Annotated in this window: 10 protein-coding genes; 9 read left to right on the top strand and 1 reads right to left on the bottom strand. The window is 41.5% G+C overall.

Annotated elements, in window-relative coordinates:
* The first annotated feature begins 20 nt into the window (after positions 1-20).
* From GMD5S_RS0200480 to rfbB, 7 genes are all read left to right on the top strand, one after another.
* Positions 21-1,181 carry a hypothetical protein gene (locus GMD5S_RS0200480; protein ID WP_000915515.1) on the top strand — a complete coding sequence of 387 codons (1,161 nt, stop codon included), beginning with the start codon at positions 21-23 and terminating at the stop codon, positions 1,179-1,181.
* Entirely contained in the window at positions 1,178-2,590 is a 1,413-nt protein-coding gene (locus GMD5S_RS0200475; protein ID WP_001264826.1) for a flippase, read from the top strand. The genes GMD5S_RS0200480 and GMD5S_RS0200475 overlap by 4 nt, the downstream gene beginning before the upstream one ends.
* Before the next feature lie 9 nt (positions 2,591-2,599).
* A complete protein-coding gene (gene glf / locus GMD5S_RS0200470) occupies positions 2,600-3,703 on the top strand; it encodes a UDP-galactopyranose mutase (protein WP_000272514.1) in 1,104 nt (367 codons plus the stop codon).
* Positions 3,704-3,730: 27 nt separating this feature from the next.
* Positions 3,731-4,783 carry a hypothetical protein gene (locus GMD5S_RS0200465; protein WP_000878650.1) on the top strand — a complete coding sequence of 351 codons (1,053 nt, stop codon included), beginning with the start codon at positions 3,731-3,733 and terminating at the stop codon, positions 4,781-4,783.
* Between the two features lie 71 nt (positions 4,784-4,854).
* Entirely contained in the window at positions 4,855-5,724 is an 870-nt protein-coding gene (gene rfbA / locus GMD5S_RS0200460; protein ID WP_000676122.1) for a glucose-1-phosphate thymidylyltransferase RfbA, read from the top strand.
* Entirely contained in the window at positions 5,725-6,318 is a 594-nt protein-coding gene (locus tag GMD5S_RS0200455; protein ID WP_000131469.1) for a dTDP-4-dehydrorhamnose 3,5-epimerase family protein, read from the top strand.
* 18 nt (positions 6,319-6,336) lie between these two features.
* Complete coding sequence (gene rfbB / locus GMD5S_RS0200450; RefSeq protein ID WP_000141519.1) at positions 6,337-7,383, top strand: dTDP-glucose 4,6-dehydratase; 1,047 nt, start codon at positions 6,337-6,339, stop codon at positions 7,381-7,383.
* Positions 7,384-7,443: 60 nt separating this feature from the next.
* Here the strand turns inward: rfbB and rfbD are convergent, their stop codons facing one another.
* The gene (gene rfbD / locus GMD5S_RS0200445; protein ID WP_000600926.1) at positions 7,444-8,298 is read right to left on the bottom strand and encodes a dTDP-4-dehydrorhamnose reductase; all 855 of its coding nucleotides are present in this window, start codon (positions 8,296-8,298) and stop codon (positions 7,444-7,446) included.
* 237 nt (positions 8,299-8,535) lie between these two features.
* Here rfbD and GMD5S_RS0200440 point away from each other — a divergent pair, with 237 nt between their 5' ends.
* The gene (locus GMD5S_RS0200440) at positions 8,536-10,518 is read left to right on the top strand and encodes a peptide ABC transporter substrate-binding protein (RefSeq protein WP_000842594.1); all 1,983 of its coding nucleotides are present in this window, start codon (positions 8,536-8,538) and stop codon (positions 10,516-10,518) included.
* Between the two features lie 277 nt (positions 10,519-10,795).
* Entirely contained in the window at positions 10,796-17,161 is a 6,366-nt protein-coding gene (locus GMD5S_RS0200435; protein ID WP_000361144.1) for a SpGH101 family endo-alpha-N-acetylgalactosaminidase, read from the top strand.
* Positions 17,162-17,229 lie beyond the last annotated feature (68 nt).

The raw sequence follows: 17,229 nt of genomic DNA, 5'->3' as shown, positions 1-17,229 counted from the left end.
AGAAGAAAAGGAAAAAGAAAATGTTAAAGTTAGAACGTGATAAATTGCTAATTGCAGCAGTTTTAATAGTGGTTGTCTCCATAGATATGATCAATACGTCTATGTTAGCTCCTGTTTTACCTAATATTCCTAATGTAGTTCCTTTTTTTGCAGTCCTGTTACTTGCTATGCGATTTGCTTATATTCATCACTACTCTATAAGCTATCTCATCTTTGCACCAATTCTTCTTTTTGCTGGGGGCATGGTTTACTATAAGACTGGGAACCTTAATGCATTGATGTATATGTTTCTGCTTGTCTTTCTTTACAAGGCTGAGATGGAAAGTGTACTTAAAATATACTCTGTTGTAGCCTTGTTTTTTATTGTATTGATAGTGCTCTTGGCCGTGATTGGTGCTATTCCAAACTTGCAATTTGTCCAATCACGATCTGCGGGAGTCGTTGTTCGAAATTCATTTGGCTTTATTTATCCAACTGATTTTGCTTCTCACTGTTTTTATCTATATACAGCTATATCGTATATCTTTAGAAAGAAATTCATTATTTTACGGACTGCCTTAGGATTTGGTCTGGCTTATTTCATTATTCGATATTGCGATGCGAGGCTTAATGCCGCTTCTATTACTGTAATGGCGCTCATTTTTCTGTACTTTTATTTCCGAAATGATAGACAGCGACGGCTTTTTGCTTTACTTCCTTTATCGGCTGGTATAGCGTCTTCAGTAATGATTTATCTCTCTTCTAAATTTACCTGGTCTCATCCAATGTATGTGGCTTTAAACAATTTTTTTAGTATGAGATTACACCTAGGACATGAGGCACTAAAAAAATATGCAGTGCAGTGGTTTGGGATTCGGGGCATATCATTTGTCGGTTATGGGGGGCGTACAGAATCCGTTTTGAGCTACGACTATGTAGACTCTTCCTACGTTCAGATGCTCTTTACCTATGGGATGATTCCAGTTCTCTTATTGGTCGTGTTATACATAGTTAGGTCTTGGTCACTTTATCGCAAAAAGAATTATTTGCTATTGACGGCCTTATCCTTAATAGCAGTCAACTGTATGTTTGAGGCCTTCTGGGTTCGTCCATCATACAATATCTTTATGTTCCTTCTCTTTGCTACTATTCCAGTGATGGAATTTAAAGAGGAAAAATCTGAGATGAGGGAAGCTGTGTGAGAGTTTTAAAAAATTATTTGTACAATCTGTCCTATCAGTTACTTGTCATCGTCTTACCTGTGATTACAACTCCCTATATCACCCGGGTTTTCTCTTCGGATGATTTGGGTTCCTATGGATACTATAACTCCATCGTGACTTATTTTATCCTACTAGCGACGCTGGGAGTAGCGAATTATGGGACCAAGGAAATTTCTGGCCATCGTAAGGAAGTCGAAAAGACTTTCTGGGGCATTTACAGTTTACAAGTCCTTTCAACCTGTTTAGCGGTTACGCTTTATATCATTGTCTGCTTGCTTGTGCCGTCGATGAACAATCCAATTGCCTATATACTTGGCTTTAGTTTGCTGTCTCGTGGTTTTGATATTTCTTGGCTTTTTCAAGGGTTAGAAGATTTCAAAAAAATCACAACTCGTAACACAATGGTCAAACTTCTAGGTGTTGTTTCGATATTCCTATTTGTTAAGAAACCATCCGACTTGTACTTGTATATCATCCTCTTGGTTGCCTATGATCTACTAGGTCAGTTGAGTATGTGGCTTCCTGCTCGGGAACACATTCGCAAGCCGCATCTGGATATAGCCTATGCCAAAGAGCATATCAAACCAGTTATTCTCTTGTTTCTGCCACAGATTGCCATTTCGCTCTACATCACGCTAGATCGCACCATGTTGGGTGCCTTGTCTTCGACAAAGGATGTTGGAATCTATGATCAAGCCTTGAAATTATTGAATATTTTGTTAACCTTGGTAACGTCCCTAGGTAGTGTCATGTTGCCTCGGGTCTCTAATCTTCTCTCATCAGGCAATCAAAAGGTGGTTAACAAGCTACATGAAATGTCTTTCTTAGTGTATAACTTGGTCATCTTTCCGATGATTGCGGGGATTTTGATTGTTAACAAAGATTTTGTTAATTTTTTCCTAGGGCAAGACTTCCAAGATGCTCGCTATGCGATTGCCATCATGGCCTTTAGAATGTTCTTTATTGGCTGGACCAATATAATGGGAATTCAAATCTTGATTCCTCATAATAAGAATCGTGAATTTATGCTGTCAACAACTATTCCAGCTATTTTCAGTGTAGGCTTGAATCTCCTTTTAATCCCGCCTCTGGGCTATATTGGGGCGTCGATTGTATCTGTTGCGACTGAAGGTTTGGTCTGGCTGATCCAACTCTACTTTACACGTTCGTATCTAAAAGAGGTCAAGATCTTTCCATCTATGCTGAAAATACTTCTAGCAGCACTCCTGATGTACGGCGCCTTGTATTCTGTACAAGCTTTCATGCACTTCTCGTCTGTTGTGAATGTCTTGATCTATTCTCTGCTTGGCTTCCTAGTCTACGGTGGCTTGGTTTTGGTCTTACGTGTCTTGGATTTTCAAGAACTAAAAAGTGTTTTAAAGAAATAAGGAGATTTTATGTACGATTATTTGATTGTCGGTGCTGGCTTGTCAGGTGCAATCTTTGCCTACGAAGCTAACAAACGTGGCAAGAAGGTGAAGGTGATTGATAAACGAGAACATATTGGTGGGAATATCTATTGCCAATCTGTTGAAGGAATCAATGTCCACAAGTATGGGGCTCATATCTTCCATACATCTAATAAAAAGGTATGGGAATATGTCAATCAGTTTGCGGAGTTTAACAATTATATCAATTCTCCTATTGCCAACTATCAAGGACATCTTTACAATCTGCCTTTCAATATGAACACTTTCTATGCTTTGTGGGGGACAAAGACACCCCAAGAAGTCAAGGACAAGATTGCTGAGCAGACGACACACATGCAAGATGTTGAGCCTAAAAATTTAGAGGAACAAGCCATTAAGTTGATTGGTACGGATGTTTATGAAAAGCTAATCAAGGGCTACACCGAAAAGCAATGGGGGCGTTCTGCTACTGAACTACCACCCTTTATCATCAAGCGTTTACCTGTTCGATTGACCTATGATAACAATTATTTCAATGACCGTTACCAAGGGATTCCAATTGGTGGTTACAATGTCATCATCGAAAAGTTGTTGGAAGGAATCGAAGTAGAGCTTAATATAGATTTCTTTGCTGATCGTGAGAACTTGGAGGCTTCAGCGAATAAGATTGTTTTCACGGGGATGATTGATCAGTTCTTTGACTATAAATTTGGTGAACTTGAGTATCGCAGTCTCCGTTTTGAGCATGAGATTCTGGACCAAGAAAATTATCAAGGAAATGCTGTAGTCAACTATACTGAACGTGATATTCCTTATACGCGTATCATCGAACACAAACATTTTGAGTTTGGGACTCAGGACAAGACGGTTATTACTCGAGAATATCCAGCAGATTGGAAAAGAGGAGATGAACCTTACTATCCAATCAATGATGCCAAAAACAATGCTATTTATGAGCAGTACCTAGCAGAAGCTGAGAAAAATGGCCACGTTATCTTCTGTGGTCGCTTGGCAGATTATAAATACTATGATATGCATGTGACTGTTGAACGTGCATTGGATGTGGTAGAAAAAGAACTCGGGAGTATATAAAAACATCACGGATAAAGGGGAGAAAAGGTGAAATATTATCTGAAGGATTCATTTCTGCATAATGCACATGAAAAGAATGCAGGGAGTAAGGCGCGAAATGACGTGGAAGCTATTCTAATCTCAGAGGGTTATGAGGGGTTGGAGCTCAAGGTTGAGAATTGGTATAAGATGAATTTCTTTAAAGCTCAACAACACAAATATCGTGCGACCAAGTCTGTGTTTGATCAGTTGGGAGCCGGAGATGAATTGGTGATTCAGTTCCCTATTATCCACCATACATTTTTCATCTCACAACTCATTAAGCAGGCGCAAAAAAGAGGAGCAAGATTCTATCTGTTGATCCATGATATTGAAACCTTGCGTCATGCAGCAGGTTCAGAAGTGAAATTTCGTCATAAAGTGCGCAATTACTTCCAGGAAAAGAAAGCTTTGATGTCAGTGGATAGCATTATCGTTCATAACGATATCATGAAGAAAGTTCTGGTAGGTCAAGGAGTGCCAGCAGATAAAATGGTTAGCTTGGAGATTTTTGACTATCTGATTCCAAACTTTGCTGAAAAATCAAATCTCCAAAAAGACCAGCCTATTATCGTAGCTGGAAATTTGAACCCTGCAAAGTCAGGTTATCTTTATAACTTGCCAGACCAGCCAGCCTATAACTTGTATGGAGTGGGCTATGATGAAAGTCGTGCATTGAAAAACACTAGCTACTTTGGTTCCTTTATGCCAGATGACCTCCCAGCTGCTCTTGAAGGTAGTTTTGGTTTGGTCTGGGACGGAGACAGCTCAGAAACCTGCCAAGGTTCTTACGGAAACTATCTACGCTTTAACAACTCGCACAAGGCCTCTCTTTATTTGGCTTCGGGCTTTCCTCTAGTGGTTTGGAAAGAGTCTGCCCTCGCGCATTTCGTTCTGGATAAAGAGTGTGGTCTAGCAGTTGATTCTCTACACGACCTCCAAAAAGTACTAGATGATTTGACACTTCAAGACTACAAGGAACTTTCAGAACAAGCTAGGAAAGTTGGAGCTGCTCTTCGAGATGGAGCCTATTTAAAAGCTGTATTATCCAAATTGAAGTAAATTCCGTAGGGAATTTGGGACAAGATGAAATATAATATAGGATAGGTAATTAGCCAGAAAGGAAACCTACTATGAAAGGTATTATTCTTGCGGGTGGTTCGGGAACGCGCCTGTACCCACTTACTCGAGCTGCGTCAAAACAGCTGATGCCGGTTTATGATAAACCCATGATTTACTATCCTTTGTCAACCTTGATGTTGGCTGGGATTAAGGACATTTTGATCATCTCAACACCACAGGATTTACCCCGTTTTAAGGACCTGCTCTTGGATGGCTCCGAATTTGGGATCAAGCTTTCCTATGCGGAACAGCCTAGTCCCGATGGACTTGCTCAGGCTTTTCTTATCGGTGAAGAATTTATCGGTGACGATAGTGTTGCATTGATTTTAGGCGATAATATCTATCATGGGCCTGGTTTGAGCAAAATGCTTCAAAAGGCAGCCAAGAAAGAGAAGGGTGCGACTGTTTTTGGCTACCAAGTGAAGGATCCAGAGCGTTTTGGTGTGGTCGAGTTTGATACAGACATGAATGCTATTTCCATAGAAGAAAAACCGGAGAATCCTCGCTCTAACTATGCAGTGACAGGTCTTTATTTCTATGACAATGACGTTGTGGAGATTGCCAAACAGATAAAACCGAGTGCTCGTGGAGAGTTGGAAATCACAGATGTTAACAATGCTTATTTGAAGCGTGGGGATTTGTCAGTTGAAGTTATGGGACGTGGTTTTGCCTGGCTGGATACTGGGACACATGAGAGCCTGTTAGAGGCCTCCCAATATATCGAAACGGTTCAAAGGATGCAAAATGTTCAGGTTGCCAATCTGGAAGAAATTGCCTACCGAATGGGTTATATCAGCCGCGAAGATGTGCTGAAGTTGGCGCAACCTCTCAAGAAGAATGAATACGGGCAATACTTGCTTCGTTTGATTGGAGAAATCTAGATGACAGATAATTTTTTCGGCAAAACACTTGCAGTGCACAAGATTGATGCCATTCCAGGTTTGTTAGAGTTTGACATTCCGGTTCATGGTGACAATCGTGGCTGGTTTAAGGAAAATTTTCAGAAAGAAAAGATGCTACCACTTGGTTTTCCTGAAAGCTTCTTTGCTGAAGGAAAACTGCAAAACAACGTCAGCTTTTCTCGCAAAAATGTTCTCCGAGGCCTCCATGCTGAACCTTGGGATAAGTACATCTCAGTAGCAGATGGTGGCAAGGTTCTGGGTTCATGGGTTGACCTACGTGAAGGTGAGACTTTTGGAAATGTTTATCAGACCGAGATTGATGCAAGTAAGGGAATCTTTGTCCCTCGTGGCGTGGCCAATGGTTTCCAAGTACTCTCGGATACAGTTTCTTATAGCTATCTGGTCAATGACTACTGGGCACTTGAACTAAAGCCTAAATATGCCTTTGTCAACTATGCAGATCCAGCCTTGGGCATCCAGTGGGAAAACCTAGCAGAAGCAGAAGTTTCGGAAGCAGATAAACATCATCCACTGCTTAAGGATGTCAAACCACTAAGAAAAGAAGATTTGTAAAAAGGTTAAGGAATAAAAATGACTGAATACAAAAATATCATCGTGACAGGTGGGGCTGGTTTTATCGGTTCTAACTTTGTTCATTATGTCTATAACAACTTCCCAGATGTCCATGTGACAGTGCTGGACAAGCTGACTTATGCAGGTAATCGTGCCAATATTGAAGAAATTTTAGGTGACCGTGTTGAGTTGGTTGTTGGAGATATTGCAGATGCAGTCTTGGTAGACAAGCTGGCAGCTGAAGCGGATGTTATCGTTCATTATGCGGCAGAAAGTCACAATGACAACTCGCTCAATGATCCGAGTCCCTTTATCCATACCAACTTCATCGGGACTTACACTCTTTTGGAAGCAGCTCGTAAATACGACCTTCGTTTCCACCATGTGTCAACTGACGAAGTCTATGGTGACCTACCTCTGCGTGAAGATTTGCCAGGTCATGGAGAAGGTCCAGGTGAGAAATTTACGGCTGAAACCAAGTACAATCCCAGCTCGCCTTACTCATCAACCAAGGCGGCTTCAGACTTGATTGTCAAAGCTTGGATGCGCTCATTTGGTGTTAAAGCGACTATTTCTAACTGTTCAAACAACTATGGTCCTTACCAACATATCGAGAAGTTTATTCCGCGCCAGATCACCAATATCTTGAGTGGTATCAAGCCAAAACTCTATGGTGAAGGTAAGAATGTCCGTGACTGGATTCACACCAATGACCATTCATCAGGTGTTTGGACGATTCTGACTAAAGGTCAAATCGGTGAAACCTACTTGATTGGTGCGGATGGTGAGAAGAACAATAAGGAAGTCCTAGAACTCATCCTCAAGGAAATGGGACAGCCAGCTGATGCTTATGATCATGTGACAGACCGTACGGGTCACGACCTTCGCTATGCTATCGATGCTAGCAAGCTCCGTGATGAATTAGGGTGGAAGCCAGAGTTTACCAACTTTGAAGCAGGTCTCAAAGAGACCATTAAGTGGTATACAGACAACCAAGAATGGTGGAAATCTGAAAAAGAAGCAGTCGAAGCCAACTATGCTAAGACACAACAAGTAATTAAGTAATCAGATACTAAAAAGCAAGAGAATTTAAAGCCTCTTGCTTTTTATGTATGTCGTAATCTTTTATTTTCTTACTTCTTGTTTATAAAATTCTTTAAGGGCATCTTGCCAGGTTGGAATGACGAAACCTGTCGCCTTCGCTTTGGCTAAACTCATGGTTGAGTTGAGGGGGCGTTTAGCCTTGGCAGGAAACTTGCTGGAGTCTACTGGAACTACTTCAACATCACTGTCTTTAAGAATCTCGACAGCGAAGTCGTACCAAGTAGTGTCTTCAACTGCGTCGTTTGACAAATGGTAGTAGCCAAATGCTTTTTGATTTTCAGTCAAGTAGGTCATAAACTCAGCCAAGGTACGTGTCCAAGTTGGGCGGCCGTGTTGGTCGTTGACAACAGTGAGAGTTTTATGGGTTTTGGCAAGATTTTGCATGGTAAAGACAAAGTTTTTGCCATAATTTCCAAAGACCCAAGCAGTACGGATGATATAATGTTGTGACGTAAGGCTTTCAACAAGTTCCTCACCCATTCTCTTGGTACGTCCGTACTCTGTTTGCGGATCAGGTAGGTCATCGACTTCCCACTCTTGTCCGACGGGTTTCTTCCCATCAAAGACGTAGTCTGTTGAGATATAGACCAGAGTAGCTTCGTATTTTTCAGAGGCCTTGGCTACATTTTCAGTTCCAGTTACGTTGATGGCAAAATCCAGTTCTTTTCCCTCATCTTCTGCCGCATCAACAGCAGTATAAGCTGCACAATGATAGACCAGAGTTGGATTAACCTCGGCAAAGACTTTCTCAACCATCTCAGCATTAGTGATATCCATTTCGGCCACATCCACTGCAACATAGTCCACACTTCGTTCATCTAGTAAATAACGTAGTTCGGTACCGAGTTGACCATTTGCACCTGTAATTAATATCATTGTCTTCTCCTTAACTTTTCTTCTATCTAATCATAGCAAAAAAATGATAAAAAATCTGATTTTCGACCCTTGTTTTGCTGGTTTAAGATATAAAAATATAGTATTAGAGAATAATAATTTTATAATAGAAAACTTATTTTTCAGAATTTACCAAAGTAATTCAAAAATTCTGAAAATTATATTGACATGTTTCTGAAAAGGGACTATAATGGGGTGAAAGTTTTAAAGGAGAAAACAATGAAAAGTTCAAAACTACTTGCCCTTGCGGGTGTGACGTTATTGGCAGCTGCGACTCTGGCTGCGTGCTCTGGATCAAGTTCAAATGCTAAAGGTGAGAAAACATTCTCATACATTTACGAAACGGATCCTGATAACCTAAACTATTTGACAACTGGTAAGGCAGCTACAGCAAATATTACGAGCAACGTTATCGATGGCTTGCTTGAAAATGACCGCTACGGTAACTTTGTACCATCTATGGCTGAGAATTGGTCTGTATCTAAGGATGGATTGACTTACACGTATACACTCCGAAAGGATGCAAAATGGTATACATCTGAAGGTGAGGAGTATGCAGAAGTTAAAGCTCAAGACTTTGTAACTGGTCTTAAGTATGCTGCTGATAAGAAATCAGATGGTCTTTACCTGGTTCAGGAATCTATCAAGGGATTGGATGCTTACGTCAAAGGAGAAATTACAGATTTTTCTCAAGTAGGAATCAAAGCTCTTGATGATTATACCGTTCAATACACATTGAACAAGCCAGAAAGTTTCTGGAATTCTAAGACAACAATGGGTGTTCTGGCTCCTGTTAATGAAGAATTTTTGAACTCTAAAGGGGATGACTTTGCTAAAGGTACGGACCCAAGCAGCATTCTCTATAATGGACCATTCTTACTCAAATCAATCGTAGCCAAATCATCAGTCGAGTTCGAAAAGAATCCAAACTATTGGGACAAAGACAATGTCCATCTTGATAAAGTGAAATTATCCTTCTGGGATGGTCAAGATACTAATAAGCCAACTGAAGCTTTCAAAGACGGTAGCTTTACAATGGCTCGCCTCTTCCCAACAAGTGCTAGTTACTCAGAGACTGAAAAAACATTCAAAGACAATATCGTTTATACCCAACAAGATTCTACTACTTATTTAGTAGGCACAAATATCGATCGCCAGTCTTATAAGTACACTTCTAAGACAACAGATGAGGAAAAAGTATCAACCAAGAAGGCACTTTTGAATAAGGACTTCCGTCAAGCTATTGCATTTGGTTTTGACAGAACAGCCTACGCTTCTCAAGTAAATGGTGCAAGCGGGGCTACTAAACTGCTTCGTAACTTATTTGTTCCTCCTACATTTGTACAGGCAGATGGGAAAAACTTTGGGGAATTAGTTAAGGAAAAATTGGTGACCTATGGAGATGAGTGGAGCAACGTAAACTTGGATGATGCCCAAGATGGACTCTACAATCCTGACAAAGCCAAAGCAGAGTTCGCTAAAGCTAAGGCGGCCCTTCAAGCGGAAGGTGTGAAATTCCCAATCCACTTGGATATGCCTGTAGATCAAACCAATACAACAAAAGTTCAACGTGTTCAATCTTTTAAACAGTCAGTTGAAGAAAATCTAGGATCAGATAATGTGGTTATCGACATCCAACAGCTCCAAAAAGATGATGTTCAAAACATTACCTACTTCGCTGAAACTGCGGCTGGAGAAGACTGGGATATCTCAGATAACGTGGGTTGGTCTCCAGACTATATCGATCCATCTACTTATCTTGATATTATCAAGCCTTCTGTAGGAGAAAATACGAAAACATATCTAGGATTTGATTCTGGGACAAACAACGCTGCGGCTAAGCAAGTCGGTTTAGAAGACTACGAAAAAATGGTTGTGGAAGCTGGTGAAGAAACTACTGATGTTTCAAAACGTTATGAGAAATATGCTGCTGCCCAAGCTTGGTTGACAGACAGTGCCTTGCTCATTCCAACAACTTCTCAAACTGGTCGTCCAATGTTGTCTAAGATGGTACCATTTACACTTCCATTTGCATACTCTGGTAACAAGGGTATGAGCGAAGCCCTTTTGTACAAATATCTAGAAGTACAAGATAAGGCAGTGACAACAGAAGAATACCAAAAAGCTCAAGAAAAATGGTTGAAAGAAAAAGAAGAGTCAAATAAAAAGGCCCAAGAAGATCTCGCAAACCAAGTGAAATAACTTTAAAAAAGTAAAGGATTTAGCCATCGGCATGATGGTTAAGTCCTTTTTTATCTTGGTATAAGTCCCTGAATGATTAGAGATAGGATTTTTCAGAAAAGAGAAAATTTTAGTGAATTTTACCTATTTCCTATTGCTTTCTGACTTTTTATTTGTTATATTAAAAGTACAATTATTTTTAATTTATAACAGATAAGCAGAGCACTTTCAGAGAAAGGAGTATTTTTTAAAAAAGAAATGTAAACGCTTACTGGAAAATGAAAGGATTTAGGAGTTCATGGATAAACGATTTTTTGAAAAACGCTGTAAGTTCAGTATTCGTAAGTTTACGCTTGGAGTAGCTTCAGTGATGATTGGAGCGACTTTCTTCGCAGCTAGCCCAGTATTAGCTGATCAAGCAAGAGTTGGTTCAACAGATAATTTGCCGAGTGAACTAGCTGATTTGGATAAGAAGGCTAGTGATGAGGGGCACGATTTTGACAAGGAAGCTGCCGCTCAGAATCCTGGTTCAGCTGAGACTACTGAAGGCCCACAAACAGAAGAAGAGTTGTTGGCTCAAGAAAAAGAAAAGTCTGAAAAGCCAAGCAATCTGCCAAAAGAATTAGAAGATAAGTTGGAGAAAGCTGAAGACAATGGGCGCGAAGTTGACAAGGATCAATTGGCCCAAGATACTGGGAAACTCGTCCCAGAAGATGTGGCTAAGACTACTAATGGGGAATTAAACTACGGCGCAACTGTTAAGATTAAGACGCCATCAGGAGAAGGTAGCGGTATTGTCGTTGCTAAAGACCTTGTCTTGACGGTTTCTCATAACTTTATCAAGGACAGCCAAGAAGGCAATATCCGTAAGGTTGTGGACAATGACCAAGGGGATGGAGATATCTATAGCATCTCATATCCAGGATTGCCAGATGTCAAGTTTAGCAAGAAAGATATCATTCATTGGGATCGTGAAGGCTATCTGAAAGGCTTCAAAAATGATTTGGCCCTAGTGAGATTGCGTACAGTTCTAGAAAATACGCCTGTTGAAGTAACTAAAAAGCCAGTTGTTAAGAAAATTGGAGATAAACTCCATGTCTTTGGTTATCCAGAAGGAAAATTGAATCCGATTGTCAATACTACAGTTGATTTTGCGGAACCATACGGAGAAGGTGTCCAAGGGATTGGTTACCAAGGAGGAAAACCGGGTGCTAGTGGCGGCGGTATCTTTGATACAGAAGGCAAACTAGTCGGTGTACACCAAAATGGTGTAGTTGGAAAACGGAGTGGCGGTATTCTCTTCTCACCAGCTCAACTAAAATGGATCCAAGACCACATGCAGGGAATTTCAAGTGTGAAACCAGCAGACTTGGAAGAGAAAGAAAAACCGGCTGAAGAAAAACCAAAAGAGGATAAACCTGCAGCTGCTAAACCTGAAACACCTAAGGCAGTAACTCCTGAATGGCAAACAGTAGCGAATAAAGAGCAACAAGGAACCGTCACTATTCGTGAAGAAAAGGGTGTTCGCTACAATCAATTGTCTTCAACGGCCCAAAATGACAATGATGGCAAACCAGCCTTGTTTGAAAAACAAGGATTGACAGTTGATGCTAATGGAAATGCGACGGTTGATTTAACCTTCAAAGATGATTCTGAAAAGGGCAAATCACGCTTTGGTGTCTTCTTGAAATTTAAAGATACCAAGAACAATGTTTTTGTTGGATATGACCAAGGTGGCTGGTTCTGGGAATACAAAACTCCAGGTAATAGCACATGGTATAAAGGCAACCGTGTGGCAGCACCAGAACCAGGTTCTGTAAATCGTCTTTCTATCACTCTCAAGTCAGATGGACAACTCAATGCCAGCAACAATGATGTAAATCTCTTTGACACAGTGACCCTACCTGGGGCGGTCAATGAGAATCTTAAAAATGAGAAGAAGATCCTTCTCAAGGCAGGAACTTATAGCAATGACCGTACGGTTGTCAGCGTTAAAACAGACAATCAAGAAGGTGTAAAAGCGGATGATACTCCTGCCCAGAAAGAAACAGGTCCGGCTGTTGATGATAGCAAGGTGACTTATGATACGATCCAGTCTAAGGTCCTCAAGGCAGTGATTGACCAAGCCTTTCCACGCGTGAAAGAATATACTTTGAATGGGCATACTTTGCCAGGACAGGTGCAACAGTTCAATCAAGTCTTTATCAATAACCACCGAATCACCCCTGAAGTTACTTATAAGAAAATCAATGAGACAACAGCAGAGTATTTGATGAAGCTTCGCGATGATGCTCACTTAATCAATGCGGAAATGACAGTACGCTTGCAAGTTGTGGATAATCAATTACACTTTGATGTGACCAAGATTGTCAACCACAATCAAGTTACTCCAGGTCAAAAGATTGATGACGAAAGAAAATTGCTTTCAACTATTAGTTTCCTTGGTAATGCTTTGGTCTCTGTTTCGAGTGATCAAGCTGGTGCTAAGTTTGATGGGGCAACCATGTCAAACAATACCCATGTCAGCGGGGATGATCATATCGATGTAACCAATCCAATGAAAGATTTGGCTAAGGGTTACATGTATGGATTTGTTTCTACAGATAAGCTTGCTGCAGGTGTTTGGAGCAATTCTCAAAACAGCTATGGTGGTGGTTCGAATGACTGGACTCGTTTGACAGCCTATAAAGAAACAGTTGGAAATGCCAACTATGTCGGAATTCACAGCTCTGAATGGCAATGGGAAAAGGCTTATAAGGGCATTGTCTTCCCAGAATACACCAAGGAACTTCCAAGTGCCAAGGTTGTTATCACCGAAGATGCCAATGCTGACAACAAAGTCGACTGGCAAGATGGTGCCATTGCTTATCGTAGCATCATGAACAACCCTCAAGGTTGGGAAAAAGTTAAGGATATCACTGCTTACCGTATCGCGATGAACTTTGGCTCACAAGCCCAAAACCCATTCCTTATGACCTTGGATGGTATCAAGAAAATCAATCTCCACACAGATGGTCTTGGGCAAGGTGTTCTCCTTAAAGGTTATGGTAGTGAAGGTCATGACTCTGGACACTTGAACTATGCTGATATTGGTAAACGTATTGGTGGTGTTGAAGACTTCAAGACCTTGATCGAAAAAGCGAAGAAATATGGAGCTCATCTTGGTATCCACGTGAACGCTTCTGAGACTTATCCTGAGTCTAAATACTTTAATGAAAATATTCTTCGTAAGAATCCAGATGGAAGCTACAGCTACGGATGGAACTGGCTAGACCAAGGTATCAACATCGATGCTGCTTATGACTTGGCGCATGGACGCTTGGCTCGCTGGGAAGACTTGAAGAAAAAACTGGGTGAAGGTCTCGACTTTATCTATGTGGACGTATGGGGCAATGGTCAATCAGGTGATAACGGTGCCTGGGCTACCCACGTTCTTGCTAAAGAAATCAACAAACAAGGCTGGCGCTTTGCGATTGAGTGGGGTCATGGTGGTGAATACGACTCTACCTTCCAACACTGGGCAGCTGACTTGACCTATGGTGGCTACACTAATAAAGGTATCAACAGTGCCATCACACGCTTTATCCGCAACCACCAAAAAGATTCATGGGTTGGGGACTACAGAAGTTACGGTGGTGCAGCCAACTACCCACTTCTAGGTGGCTACAGCATGAAAGACTTTGAAGGCTGGCAAGGAAGAAGCGACTACAATGGCTATGTAACCAACTTATTTGCCCATGATGTCATGACTAAGTACTTCCAACACTTCACTGTAAGTAAATGGGAAAATGGTACACCAGTTACCATGACCGATAACGGTAGCACCTATAAATGGACTCCAGAAATGCGAGTGGAGTTGGTAGATGCGGATAACAATAAAGTAGTTGTGACTCGTAAGTCAAACGATGTCAATAGCCCGCAATACCGTGAGCGTACAGTAACGCTCAACGGACGTGTCATCCAAGATGGTTCAGCTTACTTGACTCCTTGGAATTGGGATGCAAATGGTAAGAAACTTCCTACTGATAAGGAAAAGATGTACTACTTCAATACGCAGGCCGGTGCAACAACTTGGACCCTTCCGAGTGATTGGGCAAATAGCAAGGTTTACCTTTACAAGCTAACTGACCAAGGTAAGACAGAAGAGCAAGAACTAACTGTAAAAGATGGCAAGATTACTCTAGATCTTCTAGCAAATCAACCATACGTTCTCTACCGTTCGAAACAAACCAATCCTGAAATGTCATGGAGCGAAGGCATGCACATCTATGACCAAGGATTTAACAGCGGAACCTTGAAACATTGGACTATTTCTGGCGATGCTTCTAAGGCAGAAATTGTCAAATCACAGGGTGCAAATGAAATGCTTCGTATCCAAGGTAATAAGAGCAAGGTCAGTCTTACTCAGAAACTGACTGGCTTGAAACCAAATACCAAGTATGCTGTTTATGTCGGTGTTGATAATCGTAGTAATGCTAAGGCAAGTATCACAGTGAATACTGGCGAAAAAGAAGTGACTACTTATACCAATAAGTCACTCGCTCTCAACTATATCAAAGCTTATGCTCATAACAATCGTCGTGAAAATGCTACAGTTGACGATACAAGTTACTTCCAAAATATGTACGCCTTCTTTACAACTGGATCGGACGTATCAAATGTCACTCTGACATTGAGTCGTGAAGCTGGTGATGAAGCAACATACTTTGATGAAATTCGTACCTTTGAAAATAATTCAAGCATGTACGGAGACAAGCATGATACTGGTCAAGGAACCTTCAAACAAGACTTTGAAAATGTTGCTCAAGGTATCTTCCCATTTGTAGTAGGTGGTGTCGAAGGTGTCGAAGATAACCGCACTCACTTGTCTGAAAAACACGATCCATATACACAGCGTGGTTGGAATGGTAAGAAAGTCGATGATGTTATCGAAGGAAATTGGTCATTGAAGACAAATGGACTAGTGAGCCGTCGTAACTTGGTTTACCAAACTATTCCGCAAAACTTCCGCTTTGAAGCTGGTAAGACTTATCGTGTAACCTTTGAATACGAAGCAGGATCAGACAATACCTATGCCTTTGTAGTCGGTAAGGGAGAATTCCAGTCAGGTCGTCGTGGTACTCAAGCAAGCAACTTGGAAATGCATGAATTGCCAAATACTTGGACGGATTCTAAGAAAGCCAAGAAGGCAACCTTCCTCGTGACAGGTGCAGAAACTGGCGATACTTGGGTAGGTATCTACTCAACTGGAAATGCAAGCAATACTCGTGGAGATGCTGGCGGAAATGCCAACTTCCGTGGTTACAACGATTTCATGATGGATAATCTTCAAATCGAAGAAATTACCCTAACTGGTAAGATGCTGACAGAAAATGCTCTGAAGAACTACTTGCCAACGGTTGCCATGACTAACTATACGAAAGAGTCTATGGATGCTTTGAAAGAGGCGGTCTTTAACCTCAGCCAAGCAGATGATGACATTAGCGTAGAAGAAGCGCGTGCAGAGATTGCCAAGATTGAAGCCTTGAAGAATGCTTTGGTTCAGAAGAAAACAGCCTTGGTAGCAGAAGACTTTGAAAGTTTGGATGCGCCAGCTCAACCAGGTGAAGGTCTAGAGAATGCCTTTGATGGAAATGTGTCTAGTCTATGGCATACATCTTGGAATGGTGGAGATGTAGGAAAGCCTGCAACCATGGTCTTGAAAGAACCAACTGAAATCACTGGACTTCGTTATGTTCCACGTGCATCTGATTCAAATGGAAACTTGCGAGATGTGAAACTGGTTGTCACAGATGAGTCTGGCAAGGAACATACCTTTACCGTAACAGATTGGCCAAATAACAACAAGCCAAAAGACATTGACTTTGGTAAGACAATCAAGGCTAAGAAAATTGTCCTTACTGGTATCAAGACTTACGGAGATGGTGGCGATAAATACCAATCTGCAGCGGAACTCATCTTTACCCGTCCACAGGTAGCAGAAACACCACTTGACATGTCTAGCTATGAAGCAGCTTTGGCTAAGGCGCAGAAATTAACGGACAAAGAAAATCAAGAGGAAGTGGCTGGAGTTCAGGCGAGCATGAAATATGCGACGGATAATCATCTCTTGACGGAAAGAATGGTGGCCTACTTCGCAGACTATCTCAACCAATTAAAAGATTCTGCTACGAAACCAGACGCTCCAACAAGTAGCAAGGGAGAAGAACAACCACCAGTTCTTGATGTGCCTGAGTTCAAAGGCGGCGTCAATGCAACAGAAGCAGCTGTACATGAGGTTCCTGAGTTCAAGGGCGGCGTTAATGCGGTTGAAGCCTTGGTTCACGAATTACCAGAATACAAGGGCGGAGCCAATGCGGTCCTAGCGGCTGCAAATGAAGTCCCTGAGTTTAAGGGTGGCGTCAATGCGGTCCAAGCCTTGGTAAACGAGAAACCAGCCTACACAGGTGTATTGGCTACTGCTGGAGATCAAGCAGCTCCAACAGTTGAAAAACCTGAGTACCCGCTCACTCCAAGCCCAGTAGCTGATGCCAAAACTCTGGAAGATAAAGAAGAGAAACTTCCTGCTACAGGAGAACATGGTTCAGAAGCAGCCCTCTTCTTGGCAAGTGTGAGCATCGCTTTATCTGCTGCGATTCTTGCGACAAAACGTAAAGAAGAGTAATGAGATTTGATTGTAGCAGTTCAAAGCAACTCGAATCAAAAAGGAACAAACAGCCGGAGAGGACCTCT

The organism is Streptococcus sp. GMD5S (genome assembly GCF_000298715.2).
GTDB lineage: Bacteria > Bacillota > Bacilli > Lactobacillales > Streptococcaceae > Streptococcus.
Note: the sequence above shows the minus strand (reverse complement) of the source record. Positions and strands in the feature narration are given on the sequence as shown.